The 21,272-nt window shown below is 66.6% G+C and carries 18 protein-coding genes; 9 read left to right on the forward strand and 9 right to left on the reverse strand.

The features are described from left to right. Position 1: 1 nt before the first annotated feature. Positions 2 to 1,567 carry a sensor domain-containing diguanylate cyclase gene (locus tag NCR35_RS22955; RefSeq protein ID WP_250536237.1) on the reverse strand — a complete coding sequence of 522 codons (1,566 nt, stop codon included), beginning with the start codon at positions 1,565 to 1,567 and terminating at the stop codon, positions 2 to 4. Between the two features lie 216 nt (positions 1,568 to 1,783). On the opposite strand from NCR35_RS22955, the gene aroQ reads away from it, so the two are divergent. After that, the gene (aroQ, locus tag NCR35_RS22960; protein WP_250536238.1) at positions 1,784 to 2,221 is read left to right on the forward strand and encodes a type II 3-dehydroquinate dehydratase; all 438 of its coding nucleotides are present in this window, start codon (positions 1,784 to 1,786) and stop codon (positions 2,219 to 2,221) included. A 22-nt stretch (positions 2,222 to 2,243) separates the two neighbouring features. Here the strand turns inward: aroQ and NCR35_RS22965 are convergent, their stop codons facing one another. Continuing rightward, a complete protein-coding gene (locus tag NCR35_RS22965) occupies positions 2,244 to 2,405 on the reverse strand; it encodes a hypothetical protein (protein ID WP_250536239.1) in 162 nt (53 codons plus the stop codon). Between the two features lie 45 nt (positions 2,406 to 2,450). Then, positions 2,451 to 2,750 carry a hypothetical protein gene (locus tag NCR35_RS22970; RefSeq protein WP_250536240.1) on the reverse strand — a complete coding sequence of 100 codons (300 nt, stop codon included), beginning with the start codon at positions 2,748 to 2,750 and terminating at the stop codon, positions 2,451 to 2,453. A gap of 291 nt (positions 2,751 to 3,041) precedes the next feature. Between NCR35_RS22970 and NCR35_RS22975 the strand changes: the two genes are divergently transcribed. Both NCR35_RS22975 and NCR35_RS22980 read left to right on the forward strand, forming a co-directional pair. Continuing rightward, positions 3,042 to 4,436: an amino acid permease gene (locus tag NCR35_RS22975; RefSeq protein WP_250536241.1), complete on the forward strand. Its 1,395-nt coding sequence runs from the start codon at positions 3,042 to 3,044 to the stop codon at positions 4,434 to 4,436. Positions 4,437 to 4,459: 23 nt separating this feature from the next. Further along, a complete protein-coding gene (locus NCR35_RS22980; protein WP_250536242.1) occupies positions 4,460 to 5,656 on the forward strand; it encodes an amino acid aminotransferase in 1,197 nt (398 codons plus the stop codon). A 22-nt stretch (positions 5,657 to 5,678) separates the two neighbouring features. Here NCR35_RS22980 and NCR35_RS22985 read toward each other — a convergent pair whose 3' ends face one another. After that, positions 5,679 to 6,047 carry a hypothetical protein gene (locus NCR35_RS22985; protein WP_250536243.1) on the reverse strand — a complete coding sequence of 123 codons (369 nt, stop codon included), beginning with the start codon at positions 6,045 to 6,047 and terminating at the stop codon, positions 5,679 to 5,681. A gap of 137 nt (positions 6,048 to 6,184) precedes the next feature. On the opposite strand from NCR35_RS22985, the gene NCR35_RS22990 reads away from it, so the two are divergent. From NCR35_RS22990 to NCR35_RS23010, 5 genes are all read left to right on the forward strand, one after another. Continuing rightward, positions 6,185 to 6,433, forward strand: coding sequence for a hypothetical protein (locus NCR35_RS22990; RefSeq protein WP_250536244.1), 249 nt, complete (start codon positions 6,185 to 6,187; stop codon positions 6,431 to 6,433). A gap of 54 nt (positions 6,434 to 6,487) precedes the next feature. Further along, positions 6,488 to 6,811 (forward strand): hypothetical protein, encoded by a 324-nt coding sequence (locus NCR35_RS22995; protein ID WP_175945636.1) that lies wholly within the window; start codon positions 6,488 to 6,490, stop codon positions 6,809 to 6,811. Between the two features lie 149 nt (positions 6,812 to 6,960). After that, positions 6,961 to 9,546 carry a glucose/quinate/shikimate family membrane-bound PQQ-dependent dehydrogenase gene (locus tag NCR35_RS23000; RefSeq protein ID WP_250536245.1) on the forward strand — a complete coding sequence of 862 codons (2,586 nt, stop codon included), beginning with the start codon at positions 6,961 to 6,963 and terminating at the stop codon, positions 9,544 to 9,546. Between the two features lie 349 nt (positions 9,547 to 9,895). Continuing rightward, positions 9,896 to 11,614, forward strand: coding sequence for an outer membrane protein assembly factor BamB family protein (locus tag NCR35_RS23005; protein WP_250536246.1), 1,719 nt, complete (start codon positions 9,896 to 9,898; stop codon positions 11,612 to 11,614). A 43-nt stretch (positions 11,615 to 11,657) separates the two neighbouring features. Then, positions 11,658 to 12,038, forward strand: a complete 381-nt coding sequence (locus NCR35_RS23010) for a DUF1801 domain-containing protein (RefSeq protein WP_250536247.1) — start codon at positions 11,658 to 11,660, stop codon at positions 12,036 to 12,038. Between the two features lie 574 nt (positions 12,039 to 12,612). On the opposite strand, the gene NCR35_RS23015 is transcribed toward NCR35_RS23010, so the two are convergent. From NCR35_RS23015 to NCR35_RS23030, 4 genes are all read right to left on the reverse strand, one after another. After that, positions 12,613 to 13,992 carry a CoA transferase gene (locus tag NCR35_RS23015; RefSeq protein WP_250536248.1) on the reverse strand — a complete coding sequence of 460 codons (1,380 nt, stop codon included), beginning with the start codon at positions 13,990 to 13,992 and terminating at the stop codon, positions 12,613 to 12,615. A gap of 154 nt (positions 13,993 to 14,146) precedes the next feature. Continuing rightward, positions 14,147 to 15,148, reverse strand: a complete 1,002-nt coding sequence (gene pdxA, locus NCR35_RS23020; RefSeq protein ID WP_244850566.1) for a 4-hydroxythreonine-4-phosphate dehydrogenase PdxA — start codon at positions 15,146 to 15,148, stop codon at positions 14,147 to 14,149. A 34-nt stretch (positions 15,149 to 15,182) separates the two neighbouring features. Beyond that, positions 15,183 to 16,493: a four-carbon acid sugar kinase family protein gene (locus NCR35_RS23025; RefSeq protein ID WP_250536249.1), complete on the reverse strand. Its 1,311-nt coding sequence runs from the start codon at positions 16,491 to 16,493 to the stop codon at positions 15,183 to 15,185. After that, positions 16,490 to 17,497 (reverse strand): 2-keto-3-deoxygluconate permease, encoded by a 1,008-nt coding sequence (locus tag NCR35_RS23030; protein WP_244850563.1) that lies wholly within the window; start codon positions 17,495 to 17,497, stop codon positions 16,490 to 16,492. The genes NCR35_RS23025 and NCR35_RS23030 overlap by 4 nt, the downstream gene beginning before the upstream one ends. Before the next feature lie 288 nt (positions 17,498 to 17,785). On the opposite strand from NCR35_RS23030, the gene NCR35_RS23035 reads away from it, so the two are divergent. Next, the gene (locus NCR35_RS23035; RefSeq protein ID WP_250536250.1) at positions 17,786 to 18,559 is read left to right on the forward strand and encodes a DeoR/GlpR family DNA-binding transcription regulator; all 774 of its coding nucleotides are present in this window, start codon (positions 17,786 to 17,788) and stop codon (positions 18,557 to 18,559) included. A gap of 16 nt (positions 18,560 to 18,575) precedes the next feature. Here NCR35_RS23035 and NCR35_RS23040 read toward each other — a convergent pair whose 3' ends face one another. After that, positions 18,576 to 21,050 (reverse strand): hybrid sensor histidine kinase/response regulator, encoded by a 2,475-nt coding sequence (locus NCR35_RS23040; RefSeq protein WP_250536251.1) that lies wholly within the window; start codon positions 21,048 to 21,050, stop codon positions 18,576 to 18,578. Positions 21,051 to 21,272: the final 222 nt, after the last annotated feature.

Genomic DNA, 21,272 nt, shown 5'->3' on the forward strand with positions numbered 1-21,272 from the left:
ATTACATCCGATGCATGGGCGTGCCGAACGCGTCGAGTTCTTCACGCGCCGCGAGGGCGTCGTCTTCCGAGAAGCGGTATCCGCCGCGGCCTTCGGTCTTCGCTTCGTAGAGCGCGATGTCGGCCCGCTTGAGCGCGCGCTCGAACGATTCGCCCGGCTTCGCAAGCGCAATGCCGATGCTCACGCCCAGCGTCACGACCATGCCCGCGTCGAGTTCGTAGGGCAGCGAGAGATCGCGCACGATGCGACGCGCGAACGCGATGCTCGCGGCATCCGCGATGTACGTCGCGACCACGGCGAACTCGTCGCCGCCCAGACGCGCCGCGAGTTCGCCACGCCGCATCGCGTTGCGCAGACGGTCCGCCACGCGCCGCAGCAGTTCGTCGCCCGCATCGTGGCCGTGCGAATCGTTGACGTGCTTGAAGCCGTCCAGATCGACGTACATCACCATCACTTTCTCGCGGTGCGCGCTGCCCGCGATCAGGCGCTCGGCGTGGTCGCTGAGATAACGCCGGTTCGGCAGGCCGGTCAGCGAGTCGTGATGCGCCCAGTGCAGGATCTTCGCTTCCGCGCGGCGGCGCGCGGTCACGTCCTCGACGATGATCACGGCGCTGCCGTCCGGCACGGGATCGCGGCTCAGTTCGAGTCGGCGGCCGTCGGGCAGCGTGATATCGAGCGGGGCGTGACCGTTCTTCAGCCACCCGGCGCAGCATGCGGTCAGCTTCGCGCGCAGGGATTCGCCATGCTCGGCGAGCGCCAGATAGCCGATGAACTCCGGCAGCGCCACGCCGATGCGCAGCATGTCGGCGGTCGCGCCGAAGAGTTCCGCCACCTTGCGATTCGCGATGACCACCGCGCCCGCCGCGTCGATCGTACAGAGGCCGTGCGGCATGTGCGCGAGCGCGGCGTCGAAGCGCGCGGCCAGTTCCGCATGCTCTTCTTCGGCCGTCATCAGCGCAACGAGATTGCGATAGTGGCGGCGCACGACGACGCTCATCGCAGCGATGTAGACGGCAAGCGGCGGCACGAGCATCCAGTAGCCGGCCGGGCCGAGGAGCGCGCCCGCGCCGATCGGCACGCTGCCCGCGCAGATTTGCGAGATCGCGAGATGCGGCACGCCCGCGTTGCGCGACCCGATGCCGCCGAGCATGCCCGCCGTCACCATGATCGCGAGCGAGGCGAGCATGGCGTCGCCGGACATGACGCAGGCCATGGTGCCGAGGCCGGTCAAGCCGCAAGCGACGAGCCCGAACGGCGCATAGCGCCGCGCCCACGGCTCGGGCGGCGGCGACTGGCTGCGACGCGCGGCGCGGTAGCGGCGCACAACGGCCACGCGCGCGCCGAGAAACAGCGCGTCCGCGACGAACCACGCGACGGTCCAAGGCGCATGCACGCGCACGAGCGCGACCAGCGCCACGAACGCGGTGCAGCTGCCCGCGAGCAGCAGCGGGCGAATGTCTTCGAGCAGGGTGAACAGCAGCGATGAGCGAATGCAGGGCGTGATGCGCCCGTCGTCCGTTGCCGGCGTCGCCAGAAGGGAATCGAGCAAGGACGAGGAGCCTGACATGCGAGGTAACGGCGGACCGAGAAATACTTGGAAGGCATCGGTGAAGCGCGGACTATCCGGCGTGCACCGTCATATGCGGGTTTACGGCAGGTCGCTCGAAAACTGAAACGGGCGAGCGGTCAGCGGCGCTATTGTCATCGCGCGAGCCGGCCTTCAGAATCTGCGCATCCGAATCCGCAGCCCTTCAAGCCGCTGCTCATCCATCGAGGACACACCATGGCAAAGATCCTGACGCTGCACGGCGTCAACCTCAACATGTTCGGCAAGCGCGATCCGAAGCAGTACGGCACCGCGACGCTCGCGCAGATCGACGAGCAACTGGCCGCGCTCGGCAAGGAACTGGGCGTCGAAGTCGAGTGCTACCAGACCAACATCGAAGGCGAGATGTGCTCGCGCATCCATCAGGCGTTCAGCGAGAACGTCGATGCAGTCGTCATCAACGCGGGCGCGTGGACGCATTACAGCTACGCCATCCGCGATGCGCTCGCCATCCTGACCGCGCCGGTCATCGAGGTCCACATGTCGAACGTTCATGCGCGGGAAGCGTTCCGGCACGTGTCCGTATTCGCCGAAGTCGTGAAGGGGCAAATCTGCGGCTTCGGCGTAGAAAGCTATCTGCTGGGCCTGCGCGCGGCGGTATCGGCGATCAAGTGATGCCGCGTTGCGCGTAAGGTCCTTACGCGCGGCTCGCGTCCTTCACGCTCGCGCCGGCGGCGCGGCGCGCGCGGCTTTGCACGGGCACGGGCTTGCGCTCACGCAGCGTCGCGCCGCGGATGAACAGCACGGCGAACAGCGCGCAAACGGTCCAGACGATGGCGATGATGGTCAGGTAGTTCATTGTCGTATTCCTCGATTCGATACGTGTTCTTGTGAGGCGTGGTGCTCAGACTTCTGCGACGGGCATCGCGAGCAGGCGGCCGATCAGCCTTTGCGCGATTGCGTGCTGCCCGGCCAGCGCTTCGGCGGCGTCGGCGGCGGCATCGGCGTTGGCCTGCATGCGCACCTGCGCGGCGAGGCGCAAGACGTTGTCCGATGCCGTCCGGAGTTCGGCGAGCAGTTCGGCTTCGCAAGCCGCCATGGCCGCGTGCGATTCGATTGCGCCCAGAATCGCCGTCTGCTGCGGCGTGCCGTTTGTTTGCATCGTCTGGAACATGTTGGCTTCCCCGTGAGTGGATGAATCCATTCTGCGCGGGGAGCGCCCGAATCAATCCTCCGAAAAAGACCTGATTCCCGGTTCAGTTTGATCTGTTGACGACGCGCCTTCGCGCCCCATCAGGGTGCGAAGTCCATCCGACAAGGCTTTGCGGGGCGCCGGGGCGGTAAAATCGCGTGTTTTTCCGCGCGCCGTCGAGCATGGTCCGGCGAGTGTCCGCCCTGCACCGACGCGCGTCGCACGAAAAAACAACACTTTTCGCGTTTGCCGGCAGGCAGCGGCAGCGGCGCGCGTCCTTGGCAGTTCAGGCAGAGATCGACAATGGCTTCAGGCAACAACCCGGCAGCAGCGCAGCACGAAACACTCAGGCGCGGACTCAAGAGCCGCCACATTCAACTCATCGCGCTCGGCGGCGCCATCGGCACGGGGCTTTTCCTAGGCGTCGCGCAGACCATCAAGCTCGCCGGGCCGTCCGTGCTGCTTGGCTACGCGATCGCCGGGATGATGGCGTTTTTCATCATGCGGCAGTTGGGGGAAATGGTCGTAGACGAGCCCGTGGCCGGCTCGTTCAGCCATTTCGCGGACAGATACTGGGGCCACGCAGCCGGCTTCGTGTCCGGCTGGAACTACTGGGCCGTGTATATCCTCGTGAGCATGGCCGAGCTTTCGGCTGTCGGCATCTATATGCAGTACTGGTGGCCCGCGCTGCCGCCGTGGGTATCGGCGCTCGCGTGCTTCGCGCTCGTCAACGCGATCAATCTGACGAGCGTGAAGTCGTACGGCGAGCTCGAATTCTGGTTCGCTATCGTGAAAGTCGCGGCGATCGTCGGCATGATTCTGTTCGGCGGCTATCTGCTCGCGTCGGGCCACGCGGGGCCGCAGGCGAGCGTCGCGAACCTCTGGCGGCTCGGCGGCTTCTTCCCGTACGGCGCGAGCGGACTGGTGATGTCGATGGCCGTCATCATGTTCTCGTTCGGCGGGCTGGAACTGGTCGGCATCACGGCGGCCGAAGCGGAGGACCCGTCGCGCAGCATTCCCCGCGCGACGAATCAGGTCATCTACCGCATCCTCATTTTTTATATCGGCGCGCTCGGCGTGCTGCTTTCGCTCTATCCGTGGGATAAGGTCGCAACCGGCGGCAGCCCGTTCGTGCTGATCTTCCGCGAGATGAACAGCACGGTGGTCGCGAACGTGCTGAATGTGATCGTGCTGACGGCCGCGCTTTCCGTGTACAACAGCGGCGTCTATGCCAATAGCCGCATGCTGTACGGCCTCGCGCAGCAAGGCAACGCGCCGCGTGCGTTGCGCCAAGTGAGCGCGCGCGGCATTCCGCTCGCGGCGCTCTTCGTTTCGGCCGTCGTCACGGCGGCGTGCGTGCTGATCAATTACTTCATTCCCGGCCGCGCGTTCGAACTGCTGATGGGGCTCGCAGTATCGGCGCTCATCATCAACTGGGCGATGATCAGCATCATTCATTTGAAGTTCCGCCGCCACAAGCGCGAGCAGGGCGCGGCCACGACGTTTCGGAGCCTCGGTTATCCGCTCACGAACTATGTGTGTCTTGCATTCGTCGCGGGCATCGTGTGGGTGATGTACGAGACGCCGGACCTGCGGCTATCCGTCTATCTCATTCCTATCTGGCTGGCGGTTCTCGGAATCGGCTACTATCTCAAGACCAAGGCCGACGCGCGCCGTCCCGCTCATCCCTCGTCCTGAATTTCCGTCCTCATACCGATACCATGTTCGAACATATCGATGCCTACCCCGGCGACCCGATCCTCTCGCTGAACGAAGACTTCCAGAAGGACCCGCGCACGAACAAGGTCAATCTGAGCATCGGCATCTATTTCGACGACGCCGGCCGTTTGCCCGTCATGCAGGCGGTGCGCGAAGCCGAGCTCTCGATTCTGCAAGAGCTCGGCCCGAAGCCGTATCTGCCGATGGCCGGTTTCGCGCATTATCGCGATGCCGTGCAGGCGCTCGTGTTCGGCACGGGCAGCGCGGCGCGCGCAGAAGGCCGCATCGCGAGCGTGCAGACGCTCGGCGGCTCGGGCGCGCTGAAGGTCGGCGCGGACTTCATCAAGCGATACTTTCCGGCGTCGAAGGTATGGGTGAGCGATCCGACGTGGGAAAACCATCGCTTCATCTTCGAGCGCGCGGGCTTCGAAGTGAACACGTATCCGTACTACGACGAAGCCACCGGCGGCCTGCGCTTCGACGCGATGCTCGAAGCCATCGACGCGTTGCCGGCAAAGAGCGTCGTGCTGCTGCATGCTTGCTGCCACAATCCGACGGGCGTGGATCTCGACGAAGCGCAGTGGGTCAGGATCATCGACGTGCTGCACAAGCGCGACCTGCTGCCGTTCGTCGACATGGCGTATCAGGGCTTCGGCTCGGGGCTGGAAGACGACGCGTTCGCCGTGCGCGAGCTTGCGCGCCGTGGCGTGCCGGCATTCGTCGCGAATTCGTTCTCGAAGAACTTTTCGCTCTATGGCGAGCGTTGCGGCGGCCTGCATGTGATCTGCGACGATGCCGCCGAAGCCGACCGCGTGCTCGGCCAACTGACGAGCGCGGTGCGCGCCAACTACAGCAATCCGCCGACGCACGGCGCGAAGATCGTGACCAAGGTGCTGACGACGCCCGAACTCGCGCAGTCGTGGAAAGAAGAACTCGCGGCGATGTGCGAACGCATCGCGCGCATGCGCCGCGCCATTCACGACGGCCTGCGCGAGCATGTGCACGGCGAGGCTTTGTCGCGTTACGTCAAGCAGCGCGGCATGTTCACGTACACCGGTCTCGAAGCGCCGCAAGTGGACCGTCTGCGCGAGGAATTCGGCGTATATATCCTGCGTTCCGGGCGCATGTGCGTCGCGGGGCTGAACGAGAGCAACGTGCAGACCGTGGCCGACGCCATCGGCAAGGTGCTGGCGAAGTAAGGCATCGCTCGGCGCATTCGCTTCACAACGCGGGACACGACAGCACCTGCTGCTGCGGCAGCGTGCCCGGTCCCGCGTCCACTTTCGCGCCGCGCGGCGGCGTCGAAACCAGCCGCACGCTGTTTTCCCCAGCATTCGCAAGCACGTACTTCTCCGCGCTTCCATCCGGCTGCCAGTACACGCGATACACCGCGTCATCCCGATAGATATGCAGCGCGCCGTGCACGGTCTTGTCGCCCTGCACGAGATCGGCGCGCGCGCCTTCCTGCAAGGCCAGCGCGTTGCCCGACGCGCCTTGCAGCACGCCGCAAGCGGGCTCGTCAGCGCGAACCTGCGCGCATGCGAAAAGTGCCGCGCATAGAAACGCGTGGCGATACGGCGAAACGTTCATCGGCGATGCCTCCGGAAAGTGAATCGGCCACCTTCCGCAGCAAGTTATGTGCGTACCGCGTGCCGAGGCGATTCGCTTCGCCGTTCGTCCGCGCTTGTGCTACCTTGAATGAGCAGCGTTCGATGTTGGAGGGCGCCATGTCAGTGATCGCACCCGACGAAAAGGCGGTTTTCCTCGCGGTTCTCGCGCGCCACCGGCTCGACCCGGGCGATTTCCTCGTGCAGGAGGCGGGCGAATCGGATGTCGTGGACGACGTTTATCCGCTGCGGGGACACGTGAACATCGTGCGGCGCTCGACGCTGAAGGAGCGCGAATATCGCATCGGGCACGGCACCGCATGGGTGGCGGCGTTCGAGAAGGACCTCAATAAGGGCGCGTTCGGCTGAAAAGCGCGCGCCGCGTAAGTGTTTTCAACGCATCTTTTTGAAGCGGAGCACACGATGAGACCGACCGACTTCACATCGTTCAGGGCGCACCTCGCCATGCTGCTCCGCGATCTGCCGCGCGGCATGACCGCCGATCTGACCGATGTGGCCGTTGCGTACTGGAACGGCAAGCAGGTCGTCGGCGCGTATCTGCGCGATAACGGATGCATCGACGAAGACTTCGACTTCGACGAGAACGCCTGGGGCGTGTGGCGCGACGAGTTTCTGCTCTGGTTCGACGCCCCGCGTTTCTCGGAGCGCAGCGATCTGAAGGCTGCGCTCGTCTCCGGCACGCATTGCGCGACGGTTCACGGCGGACGGTGGCCGCGTCCGCGCTGAAAGCCTCGTCGCATCGAAGCACTGCTTTCTTTTTCCCTCGCTCTCCTGCCCGCGAACGGCATGTGACTTGCTGCCCAGACCGGTCTGGCAACGTCCGAACCACGGCTGACGACGGCCGCGTTCCGCCATTCTTCCGGGAGGGTTGCAGCATGCCGAGTACCTCAAGACTTCATCCGCTCACGTTCGGCACGGCTATCGCGTTCATCGTGATCGGACTCTTGCTCGCCGCGGGCGGCGCGTATCTCGTGACGCTCGATGGATCGTGGTACTACGCGCTCACCGGCGTGGCAATCGTGCTGACGGGTCTCCTCTTGCTCATCCGACGCCGCTCCGCGCTGCTGCTCTTCGCGCTCGTGTTGTTCGGATCGACGATCTGGGCGGTGTTCGAAGCGCGTTTCGACTTCTGGCAGCTTCTGCCGCGCTTGTGGATCTGGGTCTTGCTCGCGGTGTGGCTGCTCATTCCTTACGTGCATCGCGGCGCGCTGTTCGGTCCGCCTTCGACTGCGCGCGCCGCGCGCGTGCCGCTCGCGGCTGCCATCGTGCTGACGGTGCTGCTCGGCATCGGCACGTACTTCACCGATCCGCACGATCGCGCGGGCAGCATCGACGTGAGCGTGGCCGCCGATCCGAACCAGCCGGACCTGAACGCGGCGACCGGACGGCAGCCGGGCGACTGGATCGACTATGGCGGCTCGCCGCTCGGCCAGCGTTACGTGCCGCTCGCGCAGATCACGCCGCAGAACGTGCATCAGTTGAAAACGGCGTGGACGTTTCGCACCGGCGACATGCCCGGCCCCGACGATCCGACCGAAACGACCGACGAGAACACGCCGCTCAAAGTGGGCGACACGCTCTTTCTGTGTACGCCGCACAGCAAGGTCTTCGCGCTCGATGCCGCGACCGGCAAGGAACGCTGGCACTTCGATCCGCAGATTCAGAGCACGGTCGGGTTCAAGCATTGGGAGCACATGACCTGCCGAGGCGTCGCGTACTACGACCCGGCGATGCACGCGGCGGCGGCTTCGCCTGCGGGCGCGTCCGCTGCGTCCGCCGCTTCGGAAGCGTCACCCGATGCGCAGGCGTCCGCGCCCGCCGCGTCCAGCGACGCAGCCGCCTCCGCGCCCGCCGCGTCCAGCGATGCCGCCGCCTCCACGCCGGCCGCATCAAACGACGCAGCCGCCTCGGAGCCTGCGACGAATACCGCCGCTCAACCCGCCGCGCCTTCGAACGAATGCCCGCGCCGCGTCTTTCTCCCGACCGCCGATGCCCGCCTGATCGCGCTTGACGCCGACACGGGCAAGCCCTGCGCGAGCTTCGGGAAGAACGGGACCATCGACTTGCGCATGAACGTCGGGCCGTTCACGCCAGGCGGCTATTACTCGACATCGCCGCCGGCCGTCGCGCGCAATCTCGTGATCGTCGGCGGTCACGTGACGGACAACGAATCGAACAACGAGCCGTCCGGCGTGATCCGCGCGTATGACGTCAACGACGGCCATCTCGTCTGGAACTGGGATTCGGGCAACCCGGACGCCACTGAGCCGATCGCGCCCGGCGGAACTTACGTGCGCAACTCGCCGAACATGTGGTCGATCTTCAGCGTCGATGAAAAGCGCGGCATGATCTATCTGCCGATGGGCAATCAGACGCCCGACCAATGGGGCGGCCAGCGCACGCAGCAGGCCGAGCGTTTCGGCGCGGGCGTCGTCGCGCTCGATCTCGCCACCGGCAAGCTGCGCTGGAACTATCAGTTCACGCACCACGACCTTTGGGACATGGACGTGGGCGGCCAGCCGACGCTCGTGGACCTGCAAACCGCGCGAGGCATGCAGCCGGCGCTGATCGCGTCGACGAAACAGGGCAGTCTCTACGTGCTGAATCGCGAAACCGGCCAGCCGATCATCCCGATCAACGAGGTGCCGGTGCCGCAAGGCGCGGCGCGAGGCGACCGCACGTCGCCGACGCAGGCCGTCTCCGCGCTCAACTTCAATCCGCCGCGCGTGCGCGAGGCCGACATGTGGGGCACGACGCCGTTCGATCAGCTTTGGTGCCGCATCAAGTTCAAGAGTTTGCGCTACGAGGGGCCGTTCACGCCGCCGTCCGAGCAGGGCACGCTGGTGTTTCCGGGCAATTTCGGCGTATTCGACTGGGGCGGCGTGTCGGTGGATCCGGTGCGGCAGATCTTGATCGCGAATCCGGATTACATGGCGTTCACGTCGAAGCTCATCCCGCGCGAGAAGCTGGACGAGCAGGCGGGCGAGAAGAAGGGCAGCGAGACGAGCGGCATCAAACAGGCGCGCGGCACGCCGTTCGCGTTCGAGCTGAACGCGTTTCTGTCGCCGCTCGGCATTCCGTGTCAGGCGCCGCCGTGGGGGTATATCGCGGGGGTCGATTTGCGCACGGGCAAGATCGCGTGGCAGCACAAGAACGGCACGATTCGCGACAAGGCGCCGCTGCCGATTCCGATGCCGCTCGGCGTGCCGAGCCTCGGCGGCACCATTGTGACGGCGGGCGGCGTCACGTTCCTGACGGGCACGCTCGATCAATACGTGCGCGCCTACGACGTGCGCAACGGCAACAAGCTATGGGAAGCGCGTCTGCCGGCAGGCGGCCAGGCGACGCCGATGAGCTACGCCGACGCGAGCGGCAAGCAGTACGTCGTGGTGACGGCGGGCGGGCATGGTTCGCTCGGAACCAAGGCGGGGGATTACGTGATCGCGTACACGCTGCCGTGAAGCGAGCGCGAGGGCGGCGGTGGGTTGAACCGCCGCCCTGAGCGGATTTACACCGTGCGGCGATAGGCTTCGGCCATCAGCGCGCTGACCTTGGCGCGTGCCTTCAGTGCGTCACGAAGAGCGTCGGCGATGAACGAAAAAAGCGGGGCGAGGATTCCCATGGCAACTCCTTGATTCGGTGGCTTCTAGGTTAACTACCTAGGTAGTAACCCGTATATTAACAGGTTTGGTGCGACGCAGCAAACGGTCGTGCGCCAACGGCCTTCTACGCTGAACGACTCCCTGTGCGAACTTCGCGCGATAATCGACTGAAACGCGTGCTTCGCTCGTTCCCAGAAGGAGAATGCACATGAGTCGGCATTTTTCCGGTCGCGCCGTGCTCTCCCTGTTTGGCGCGGCGCTGATCGCGGCGGCGATCGTCGTGGGATGCAGCGGGGGCGGTTCTTCATCGACGACGAGTTCCGTCGCGGCGGGCGGCGGGGCGGCAGCGCCCGCGTCCAGTCCGGCGGCAGCATCGGCAGCATCGGATGGAACGAGCGGCGGCACACCGACGCAGCCGGTCACGCACCCGATGGACGTCGCGACCTATCACAACGACATCGCGCGCACCGGCCAGCAGCTCTACGAATCCGTGCTCACGCCCGCGAACGTCAACGCGGCCACGTTCGGCAAGCTCGCCGTCTTCGCGACGGACGGCCCCGTCGATGCGCAGCCGCTTTTCCTCGCCGCCGTGCCTACCGCGGGCGGCACGCACAACGTGCTGTACGTCGCGACCGAGAACGCCAGCGTCTTCGCGTTCGACGCGGACACCGGCGCCACGCTCTGGAAAGCGAGCACGCTCGCAAGCGGCGAGACGCCGAGCGACGATCACGGCTGCGGTCAGATCACGCCGACCATCGGCATCACCGCGACGCCGGTCATCGACCGCGCGCGCGGTGCGATGTATGTCGTCGGCATGTCGAAAGACGGCGCGGGCCGCTATCACCAGCGCATTCATGCGCTCGACATCGCGACGGGCGCGGAGCTTTTCGGCGGGCCGACGGAGATCGCGGCGTCGTATCCCGGCACCGGCGTGGGCAGCCAGAACGGGCGGGTCGTGTTCGATCCGGGGCAATACGCCGAGCGCGCGTCGCTGCTGCTGCTGGGTGGCGTCGTTTATACGGCGTGGACGTCGCATTGCGACATCATGCCGTACACCGGCTGGGTGATCGGCTACAACGCGAGCACGCTGCAACAGGCGAGCGTGCTGAACGTCACGCCCAACGGACAGATGGGCGCGATCTGGATGAGCGGCGCGGGCCTCGCTTCGGATGGCGCGTCGATCTATTTTCTCGATGCGAACGGTACCTTCGACGCGACGCTCGACGGGCAGGGCATGCCGATTCACGGCGATTTCGGCAACGGCTTCCTGAAGCTCGGCACGACGCCGACGCTCGCCGTCACCGATTACTTCCAGCCGTCGAACACGGTGCAGCAGTCGAGCGCGGACGAAGATCTCGGTTCTGGCGGCGCGCTCGTCTTACCCGATCTTCCGGATGCGAGCGGCGCGATCCGCCATCTCGCGCTCGGCGCGGGCAAGAACTCGGTGATCTACGTGGTCAACCGCGATTCGATGGGCAAGTTCGATTCGAACGCGGACCATATCTATCAGGAGCTCGTCGGGCAGATTCGCGGGCCGGTGTTCGGCATGCCCGCGTACTTCAACCGGACCGTGTACTTCGGCGCGATAGGCGACAGCATCAAGGCATTCGCGATCACCGACGCGCGGCTCTCGTCCACGCCCGCCAGCCGGACGCCAACGAGCTTCGGCGCGCCGGGCGCGACGCCGAGCGTGTCGGCGAACGGCGCGGCGAACGGCATCGTGTGGGCGGCGGAGAACGGCACGATTGCGGCGCTGCACGCGTACGACGCGTCCAACCTCGCGCGCGAGCTGTACAACAGCCGACAGGCCGGCTCGCGCGACCAGTTCGGCCAGGGCAACAAGTTCATCACGCCGACGATTGCGAACGGCAAGGTGTACGTGGGCACGCGAAGCGGCGTGGGTGTGTTCGGGCTGCTTTCGCGATAGATTTCGGTTTTGTCATCGCTTCGTCGAGAGTGAGAAAGATCGAATGAACGCATCGCAACGCATCGACCAGTTGATCGCCGAACTGACGGACTGGCGCGGGCAGACCTTCGCCCGCGTGCGCGAAAGCATCCTAGATGCCGATCCGGAGATCGTCGAGGAGTGGAAGTACATGGGAAGCCCGGTGTGGTATCGCGACGGCATGATCGCGGTCGCCAACGCGCACAAGGGCAAGGTGAAGGTGACCTTCGCTCACGGCGCGTCGATTGCCGATCCGGACGGGCTGTTCAACGCGGGGCTGGAAGGGAATGCGCGGCGGGCCATCGATTTCTTCGAAGGCGATACGGTCGATGCGGCGCGGCTTACGCGGCTCGTGCGCGCGGCGATCGAGTTCAATCGAAAAAAGACGAAGAAGTCGGGGAAGTGAGGGCGGGTTGGGTCGCTTCTCCCGCGAGGGATGCGACTCAAGCACGTGATTGATTCGTAGACCGAATGACGGTTGAATGCCGACGTATGCGTTGGGGGCGCTTGTCACTGTCCCGATTCGCAATCGCTGACGCGCGCCGCATGGCGGTCAGGACGCCTCGCACGGCTCATATCCGGCCAAGCGGCCCGGCTCGCTTGGCCGGTGACGGGTCGCCGCTGCATCGGCCGGTTGAGCGCATACCGCCGTCACAAGACGGGCTCTGGGCGTTTCCGATTGCGCTGGCCGCTTCCGCAACTGGCCGGCGTACACGTGCATTGCGTGCTTGCCGTGCCGCCTACAGTTCGCCGTCGAGAGGCGCGCTCTGCTCGTTGCTTTCACCGTGCGCGGCTCCGATGCACCTTGGCGGCACCCAAGCGCTCTCGTAGCCGCCCGGCATTCGCAAAAGTGGCGCGCTTCGCCGCGCCGCTTCTCAGCCACCCTTAGTCAAGCGTCGTGAGGCGCGTTTCGCCCGTAGGCTCCGGCCGCATCGACAGATGCGCTTCCATCGACCCATCGCGCCCTCACCAACGCGCCCTCACCAACGCGCCTCCGACGACCCCGGCGGCACCGACGCCCTGTCATAACCCGCAGGCGTGCGCGCGAGTTGCGCGCTCGGCCGCACCGCTTCCAGTTCGCCGAATCCCGATGGCCTGCGTTCCAGAAACGCCGCGATATCCGGCTTCCGCGCGCCCAGACCGCCCTCGATCCTGCCGAGCCCGCGCAGCCACTGCCCTGTCTGCGCCAGCGATACCTCCACATGCCAGCTTCCGCCTTCCCGCTGCTGTTTCCACAGCGCCGCCGCCGCGCCGAACGCCATCAGAAAGCCGGTCGCCATGTCGAGCATCTGCATCGGCAGCGCGCGAGGCTTGCCTGCGCCTTCTGCGTCGCCTTCGGCCGCGTTGAAGCCCATCGCGGTCTGAACGAGCGAGTCGAAGCCGCGCCGCCCGGCCCACGGGCCCTTCGTCCCGTAAGCGGACAGCGACACTTGCACGATGCCCGGCCGCCGCGCCGCCAGCTCGTTCGGCCCGAAGCCGAGCGACGCCAGCCCGCCGGGCCGGTAGCCTTGCGAGAACACATGCGCCTCGCCGATCAGACGCCACAGCGCCGCGCGTCCGTCTTCCGAGCGCAGATCGACATGGGCCGAGCGTTTGCCCCGGCTCGTATCGGCAATGGCGGAGATATTCGGCAGATGCGGCGAATTCACGAGCAGCACGTCCGCGCCGAACGCGGCGAGCGCCCGACCGCCGACCGGGCCGGCGAGAATGCGCGTCAAATCGAGGACCCGCACGCCGGAGAGCGGACGCGCATCGGCGGCGAGTGGCGGCAGCGTGAGCGGCGGCGCATCGCCGATGCGCGTGAACGTCATCAGCGGCTGCCCGGCGAGCGCGCGGCCTTGCGGCGTCGCGTCCCATTCGTCGAAGCGGCGCAGCTTCGTGACGACGAGACCGCGTTGCGCGCAGGCGTCTTCGAAGTCGCCCGCGCGCCAGTGGACGAGCGCGCGCTCCGCGTCGGCGCGCGTCGCCGTGGCCGGATCGAGACCGAGCACGCGCAACGCGCCGTCCTGATGGTGCGCGAAGTTCGCATGGATGCGCACGTAGCCGTCGGCGCAGCGGTAGAGCCCGGAGAACGGCCCCCACGTTTCCGGCTCCTTTCCGTCGAGCGTGAAGTAGCCGGTGCATTCGACGGCCGCGTGCGTCATATCGACCGCCACGCGCTGACGCGGCGCGCCGCGGACATGCGCGAGCTCGCAGGCGGCGAGCGCCGCTGCGGCGATGGTGGACTGCGCGGCCGTGCCGACGGCGAAGGTCGAAGGAAAGACCGGCTCGTGCCCGGTCAGGTCGACGAACGAAAGCGCATCGTCGGGCAGACCGGCGATGCGCCAGAGGGAAGCGAGGGTTTCGAAGGAAGCGGTCATGGCGGGAGCGCGGCGACGAAGATGCGCCATTGTCGCGCCGATTCGCGCCGGCTTCCCGCTACAGTTCTATGCGCGGGTGCCGGGCCGCTGGGAGGCGGCGGACATATCCATCCTCAGCAATACCGAGCGGCAAGCCCCCGCGCTCAACCAAAAATCACCCGCGCCGCGTCGCCAGTTCCGCGCCCTGACGCAGCGCTTCGAGCATGCTGCCTTCATCGGCGATGCCCTTGCCCGCGATATCGAACGCCGTGCCGTGGTCCACCGACGTGCGGATCACATCCAGCCCGACGGTCACGTTCACGCCCGCTTCGAGGCCGAGCACCTTCACGGGGCCGTGCCCCTGATCGTGATACATCGCGACGACGAGATCGAAGTCGCCGCGTCCCGCGCGATAGAACAGCGTGTCGGCGGGCAGCGGGCCGGTCACGTCGAGACCGCGTTCCTGCAAGGCCTTCACCGCCGGGATGATCTTCTCCTCTTCCTCGCCGTAGCCGAAAAGACCGTTCTCGCCCGCGTGCGGATTGATCCCGCACACGCCGATGCGCGGCCTTTCGATGCCCGCTTTCTTCAGCGTCGCGTCGCCGCGCTCGATGGTGCGCTGCACGAGCCCCGGCTCGATCTTGCGGATCGCGTCGATGATGCCGATGTGCGTCGTCACGTGAATCACGCGCAGCTTTGGCGCGACGAGCATCATCGACACTTCGTCCACGCCGGTCAGATGCGCGAGCATCTCCGTGTGTCCCGGGAACTTGTGGCCGCCCGCGTGCAACGCTTCCTTGTTGAGCGGCGCGGTGCAGATGGCGTCGATCTGATTGGCCTGCGCCAGTTCGACCGCGCGGGCGATATAGCGGTAAGCGGCGTCGCCCGCGACCGGCGAGAGCTGGCCGAACGGCAGGTCGTCGGGAATCAGACCGAGGTCGATGCAGTCGATCGCGCCCGGTTCATAGCGCGCCTCGGATGCGTCCTCGACGCGGCGGACGGTGGCCTTCACGCCGGTAATTTCGATGGCGCGCTCGAGGCGGCGCGCATCGCCGATCACGAGCGGACGGCACTGCTGATAAACGGTGTCATGCGCGAGGCTCTTGACGACGATTTCCGGGCCCACGCCGCTCGCGTCGCCCATCGTGATGCCGATTACGGGAAGATAGTTGGTCATGGTGATTGATAGATGTTGAGGGTTCGCGTGGTTCTTAGCGGGCGGCCACTGGCGAGGCCGCTTCGGCGTGTTCGTTCGAAAGTCCGCGCAGATGCCGGTACGCGCCGTAGAGCGCATGCTCGCTGCCGAACGCGCCTGCCTTCGTGACGATGGCCGCGCCGCCCGCCGTGTTCGATTCGCTCGTGGTGGCCCGTCCGAGCGCGACGCCGGCTTCGATTTCGCGCACGAGTTCGAGGCTGCCGACGTTCGCGGCCGCGAGCATGGCGCGGGCGGTTTCGCCGCCGGTCGCGATCAGGCCGCCGAGCGCGTCGAAGTGCGGCGCGACGAGCGCGGCGAGCGCAGTGGAAAGACGCGCGCCTTCGGCGGGGTCGAAGGCATCGTCGCGTCCGATTCGCACGATCAGATCCTGACCGCCGCGCAACGTTTCGCCGATGCGCTCGCCCCAAGCGCGCCAGTCCGCATGACGCTCGCCGTCGCGCAGCACCGCTGGCGGCAGGATGAATTCGACGAGGCCCGCTTCGGTGCGCAGCATTGCGCATTGCCGCTCCGACACCGCCGACAGGCTGCCGACGAGCGCGAGCACCGGGCCGCGCGCCACGTCTGCCGACGGGTGCCGCGCCGCCGTCGATGCAGCCGCTTCGAACAGATCGGGCAGCGCCGCGAGTTCGCGTGCAAGCCCGCCGGAGCCGACCCAGAAGAACGGCGTATCGAGCGATGCCGTGATGCGCGCGAGCGCGGCGAGGTCGTCGCTGGTTTCGGCATCGACGATCAACGCGCCGGTGCCTTCTGCCGCCGCCGTCGCGATGATCGCGGCGAGTGACTGCGGCTCGCCGCGCAGCGTGTCGAGCGCGACGTGCGCGGTCGTGAGGCCCGCCGCTTCGAGCATCGGCCCGAGGCGCGCGTCGCGGCCGGCGTGTTCGAGCTGCCACGTCTCCGTCTCTTCGAGCGGCACGCCATGCACGAACACGATGCCGTCGCGCACGGCGCGGCCCGTGGCCGGAAACGCGGGCGCGACGATCGCCGGGCCGGCGAGACGCGCGAGCGCCGCGACTTCGGCGGTCCAGTTGCCGCGCAGCGTCGAATCGATCTTCTTGTACAGACGCCGGCCGGGCGCGCGCAGCGCCTGCCACGCCTGTGCGACGCGCGCGCCGGCGTCCTCGGGCGCGAAGCGGCGCGTGTCGGTGTCGGCGGCGATCACCGTCGCGTCGTCGGCGGGCGACGAGATGTCCAGCGTCACGACCGTCTTGCGGCCCGACGCCGCAAACGCGATGGCGCAGTCGGCAGCGCCCGAGAGGTCATCGGCGAGAATCAGCATGCTCGCCGCTTGGACAGGCTGCGCGCTCATTGCGTGGCTCCCCGCTTGTCCCGAGCGCCGACCGCCATGCGGGCATCGCTGCGTGCGTTCACGCGCTTCGCAATCGCGGCCGTGACGATCGGCGTGACGATGGCTGTCACGACCACGCATGCCGCGACGAGCAGCGTCGCCGATTTCGCCGCCGATTCGTAGACCGGATTGGCCGCCGCGATCAGCGCCGGAACCGCCGCTGCATTACCTGCGGTATTCGCTGCCGCCGCGCCCGCCACGCCGGTGCCGCCCGTCAGACGGTCCGCGAAGTAGAGCGGAATGCCCGTCACGATGACCACCGCGAGCCCAAGGCCGATGCCGAGCAGGCCAGCCTGCCAGACCTTGTGCAAGTCGAGGCTCGCGCCCAGCGCCAGCGCGAAGAACGGAATCATCACCGGGACCGCGCGGCCGAGAAAGTCGCGCATGTCGCGGTCCAGATTGCCGAGCAACATGCCGATGGCGAGCGGCAGAATGCTGCCAACGAGCGTCGGCCACGGAAACGCCGAGAGGCCCGCGACGCCGAGCGTGACCATCGTGAGGAAGGGACCCGATTCGAGCGACATGATCGTGTACGCGCCGACGTCCTCCGAGCGTCCGTACTGGCCCATCAGCGCCATGTAGAGGCCGCCGTTCGTGTCGTTCATCGCGGCGACGACGGCGAGCGTCGAGAGGCCCGCGAACATGCCGGAGCTGATCGGCTGCTCGCCGAGAAAATGCCCGAGCACGATGCCCGTCAGAATCGCCATGCCGACTTTGGTGGCGAAGAGCGCGCCGCCTTTCTTGAGCAGGTAGGGCGTCGCTTTCACGTCGATGCCCGCGCCCATGCAGACATAGAAGACCGCGAGAATCGGCAGCGCGCCGGTGAAGAGCGCGTTCGTGAACGAGCCGAAAAACTTCGGCATGCCCGGCAGGAACGTCGCGATGAGCGAGCCGATCAGAAGCGGAACGATCATCATGCCGCCGGGTACGCGCTCCACCGCGCGTTTGATGGGAATCTGGGCCATGGGTGTCTCCGGGAGGATCTTGTCTGGTTCGATCAGGAAATGATTGCATCGATCATTTCCAAGTGTATCCTTTGATCGAATCGCGCGCAATTCGCTGCGTCTAGGCGTTTACACTGATCGAACCGCGCAAACGTTGTGACGATTAATGATCGAACCGATCAAAACGCCGGGGTGCGCTCGTGAGAACCCGGTGAGCATTGCCCGAGCCCGAAAGCATCGTCTGATTCGCTAAACTTGCGGACCGCCGCACGCGGCACGCGCAACCACGCTCAAAGGAACAGGAACCGCATGAAAGTCGAGAAACGCCGCGAAGCCATGTTGCAGGCCGTGCTGTCCGGCATGAACGATGTGGCCGCGCTGTGCGAGCACTTCGGCATGTCCGAGGCGACGGTGCGGCGCGACCTGCGCGCGCTCGCCGAGGAGCGCCGCATTGTGCGCACCTACGGCGGCGCGGCGTCGGTCGGCGTGCACGAGCCGGAGGAATCGCTCGATACGCGTCGGGCGAGTTTTCGGGAACAGAAGGAAGCCATCGCCCGGGCGGCGGCGCGGCACGTGCAGGACGGCGACACGCTCTTTCTGGACGGCGGCACGACGACCGCCGCGCTCGCGCGCTGCCTCGCGGGGCGCAAGGGCATTCAGGTCGTGACGAACAATTTGCTGGCGGTCAGCGCGCTCGCGTCGGCGGACGTGCCCGTGACGCTGATCGGCGGCGACGTGCGGCCGTCGAGCATGAGCACGCTCGGGCCCATTGCGCAGCTTGCGCTGTCGCGCGTGACTTACGACCTGGCTTTTCTGGGCGCGGACGGCGTGGTGGCGGGCCGTGGACTGTGCGAAGCCACGGCGGAGCAGGCGTTTCTGAAGGAGTGCATCGTCGCGCAGGCGGCGAGCGTGTTCGTGCTCGTCACATCCGACAAGCTCGGGCGCGCGAGCCAGCAGCACTGGACGCCGCTGGAACGCGACTGGACGCTCATCACCGATTCGCTGGCTGACCCCGCCGCCGCGAGCCGCTTCACGGAGCGCGGCAACGTGACCGTCGAGCGCGCGGAGAGCGAAGCGCGCTAGCGGCGCGCTTCCGGTTTTATTTGGCGGCGAGCGCGAGCACCGCTTCCACTTCGTCGAGATCCACCGGCTTCACGAGATGCGCATCGAAGCCGGCGGCGCGCGTGCGGGCGATGTCTTCGTCCGATCCGAGCCCGGTCATCGCGGCGACGATCACGTGCTTGCCGCCGTCGCTGCTCGCCTGCTCGCGGATGCCGCGAATCACGTCGAAGCCCGTGAGACCCGGCATCGACAGGTCCAGCAGCACGACCTGCGGCCGGCGCGCGCCGAACTGCTGCAACGCCTCTTCGCCGTCGTAGGCCGAGCGCGCGGTATGACCGAGCATGTCGACGAGCAGCGTCATGCTGTCGGCGGAATCGCGATTGTCGTCCACCACCAACACTTCCAGTTGCCGATCCGCCGTTGGCGCAGGCTCGGCCGGCGTCGCGCCGATGTCCGCGGGCGCCTGCGCGAGCGGCAGCCACAGCGTGAACGCGCTGCCGTTTCCCGTGCCGCCGCTCTTCGCCTCGACATGGCCGCCGTGCAGTTCCGCGATAGCCCGCACGAGCGTCAGGCCGATGCCGAGCCCGCCTTCGTCGAGATGCGCGCCCGGCGGATGCTCCTGCACGAAGAGATCGAAGACCGTGGCGAGCGCATCGGCGGAAATGCCGCGTCCCTGGTCGCTCACGCGCAACATGGCCGCATTGCCGCGCGGGCCGAGTTCGAGCGTGACCGTGGACCCGGGCGGGCTGAACTTCGATGCGTTGTTGAGCAGATTGTTGAGCGCCTGCACGAGCCGCGTGGGATCGCCGTTCACATACATGCGCTGGCCGCTCTCCTCGACCGCGAGGCACTGGCCGCGCGCATCGAACATCGGCTGGCTCGCTTCGACGCTCAGATGCACGACATCCGCGATATCCACGATTTCCGTCGAGAGACGGATCTTGCCCGAGCTGACGCGGCCCGCTTCGAGCAGATCGTCGACGAGCTTCGTCAGATGCGCGAGCTGCCGGTCGACGATCAGCCGGCTGCGGTTGACGTCGGGATCGTCGGACGCCTTCAGCTTCAGGATGCTCACGGCGTTGCGTATCGGCGCGAGCGGATTGCGCAACTCGTGACCGAGCAGCGCGAGAAATTCGTTCATGCGCCGGCTCGACGCTTCGAGTTCTTCGAGGCGGCGGCGCGCGGTCATGTCGCGCGTGATCGCGACGAAGTTCTGCTCGCGGCCGGTGGTGGACGGCAGCGCGCTCAGAATGGCATGCGCCCAGAACGCGGAGCCGTCCTTGCGCACGCGCCAGTCTTCGTGCTCCACGCGGCCGTGTTCGTTCGCGCGGCGCAGCGCTTCGTCGGGCCGGTCGCGGCCCAGTTCGTCGGGCGGATAGAACAGCGCGAAATGCCGCCCGACTGCCTCTTCCGCCGTGTAGCCGTAAAGGGCGCGAGCGCCGTCGTTCCAGGATTGCACGATGCCGTGCCGGTCCAGCATGCAGATCGCGTAGTCGCTGACCGAATCGATCAACAGGCGCAGGCGCTGGTTCGCCTCCGTCGCGCGCAGCCGGTCCGTGATGTCGTGGATGAAACACGCGAACTGGCGCTGGCCGTCGAACCAGACTTCGCTCACCGTCAGTTCGGCGGCGAATTCGGTGCCGTCGCGCCGCAGAGCCGGAAGCTCGATGCGCCTGTTGATCACTCGCGCTTCGCCGGTGGCGAGATAGCGCGTGAGGCCGGCGCGATGCGCGTCGCGGAAACGCTCCGGCACGATGAGTTGCGCCATTTCCCGGTTCAGCGCGTCTTGCGCGCGCCATCCGAACAGCGACGCCGCGGCCTCGTTCCAGTCGACGATCATGCCGGCTTCGTCCATCGAGACGAAGGCGACATTCGCGTTGTCGATCACGGTGCGGCGGCGGCGCAGGGCATCGGCGAGCTTTTTCTCGTACTCCGCGCGCAGGGACGATTCCATGCTCAGGGTTGCGCTCACGCTCGCATTGGCCGCCACGAGCTGGCGATTCTCTTGCGCCGCTTCCTCTCGTGCGATGGTTTCCGCGATGCACGCGCAGAACGCGTTCAGGATGGCGATGTCCGACTGGTTGAACTGGTCCGGCTGGCCGGAGATGAGCTTGAGCACCGCGACCGAGCGGCCGTCGTAGATGACGGGCGCAACCACCATGGAAACAGCGCCGACCGCCTGACACGCCGCGCGATCCACGCGATGGTCGTTTGCGGTATTGCGGCTGATGAGCGCCTGCTGGCGCGTGATGCACAGGCCGGACAGACTGCCGGCGCTCGGCAGCCGGACGCCGACGTGCTGCGCGGCCGCGCCGCTGGCTGCGCAATACACGAGTTCGTCGGCTTCGATCCATTCGACGACAGCCGAGGCGACGGCCGCGACTTCGCGCAAGGTGTCCGTGACTTTTTGCAGATAAGCGGGCAGCGGCAGGCGCGAATGCGCGAGACTGGCGAACGTTGCGAACCACCGCTGGAAATGCGCCTGACGTTGGCGATCGAACTTGTGCCTCATGTCGGTTGCGGAAGCCTCGTACTGGAAGCGCATAGCTCTTTATCCCATGCATGAAGCGCCGAGTGTGGCGCGCGGGAGTCAGCGTATTGGTGGCAGAAGGGTCTCAATTGAAACACAAATGAATCGCAAACGTTTGCCTAAAAGGCCAGTTTTTCGCTTCGCGAAAAAAGGGGCGCGGTAGGCGTTGCTGGCGCGTCACAACAACGTAAGTTTGTACATCAA

The organism is Caballeronia sp. AZ10_KS36, assembly GCF_023631105.1.
Lineage (GTDB): Bacteria > Pseudomonadota > Gammaproteobacteria > Burkholderiales > Burkholderiaceae > Caballeronia.

What these genes read in the sequence shown, in the direction of transcription:
- NCR35_RS22955 (WP_250536237.1), bottom strand. Translation starts at nt 1,567, where the DNA reads ATGTCAGGCTCCTCGTCCTTGCTCGATTCCCTTCTGGCGACGCCGGCA.
- aroQ (WP_250536238.1), top strand. Translation starts at nt 1,784, where the DNA reads ATGGCAAAGATCCTGACGCTGCACGGCGTCAACCTCAACATGTTCGGC.
- NCR35_RS22965 (WP_250536239.1), bottom strand. Translation starts at nt 2,405, where the DNA reads ATGAACTACCTGACCATCATCGCCATCGTCTGGACCGTTTGCGCGCTG.
- NCR35_RS22970 (WP_250536240.1), bottom strand. Translation starts at nt 2,750, where the DNA reads ATGGATTCATCCACTCACGGGGAAGCCAACATGTTCCAGACGATGCAA.
- NCR35_RS22975 (WP_250536241.1), top strand. Translation starts at nt 3,042, where the DNA reads ATGGCTTCAGGCAACAACCCGGCAGCAGCGCAGCACGAAACACTCAGG.
- NCR35_RS22980 (WP_250536242.1), top strand. Translation starts at nt 4,460, where the DNA reads ATGTTCGAACATATCGATGCCTACCCCGGCGACCCGATCCTCTCGCTG.
- NCR35_RS22985 (WP_250536243.1), bottom strand. Translation starts at nt 6,047, where the DNA reads ATGAACGTTTCGCCGTATCGCCACGCGTTTCTATGCGCGGCACTTTTC.
- NCR35_RS22990 (WP_250536244.1), top strand. Translation starts at nt 6,185, where the DNA reads ATGTCAGTGATCGCACCCGACGAAAAGGCGGTTTTCCTCGCGGTTCTC.
- NCR35_RS22995 (WP_175945636.1), top strand. Translation starts at nt 6,488, where the DNA reads ATGAGACCGACCGACTTCACATCGTTCAGGGCGCACCTCGCCATGCTG.
- NCR35_RS23000 (WP_250536245.1), top strand. Translation starts at nt 6,961, where the DNA reads ATGCCGAGTACCTCAAGACTTCATCCGCTCACGTTCGGCACGGCTATC.
- NCR35_RS23005 (WP_250536246.1), top strand. Translation starts at nt 9,896, where the DNA reads ATGAGTCGGCATTTTTCCGGTCGCGCCGTGCTCTCCCTGTTTGGCGCG.
- NCR35_RS23010 (WP_250536247.1), top strand. Translation starts at nt 11,658, where the DNA reads ATGAACGCATCGCAACGCATCGACCAGTTGATCGCCGAACTGACGGAC.
- NCR35_RS23015 (WP_250536248.1), bottom strand. Translation starts at nt 13,992, where the DNA reads ATGACCGCTTCCTTCGAAACCCTCGCTTCCCTCTGGCGCATCGCCGGT.
- pdxA (WP_244850566.1), bottom strand. Translation starts at nt 15,148, where the DNA reads ATGACCAACTATCTTCCCGTAATCGGCATCACGATGGGCGACGCGAGC.
- NCR35_RS23025 (WP_250536249.1), bottom strand. Translation starts at nt 16,493, where the DNA reads ATGAGCGCGCAGCCTGTCCAAGCGGCGAGCATGCTGATTCTCGCCGAT.
- NCR35_RS23030 (WP_244850563.1), bottom strand. Translation starts at nt 17,497, where the DNA reads ATGGCCCAGATTCCCATCAAACGCGCGGTGGAGCGCGTACCCGGCGGC.
- NCR35_RS23035 (WP_250536250.1), top strand. Translation starts at nt 17,786, where the DNA reads ATGAAAGTCGAGAAACGCCGCGAAGCCATGTTGCAGGCCGTGCTGTCC.
- NCR35_RS23040 (WP_250536251.1), bottom strand. Translation starts at nt 21,050, where the DNA reads ATGAGGCACAAGTTCGATCGCCAACGTCAGGCGCATTTCCAGCGGTGG.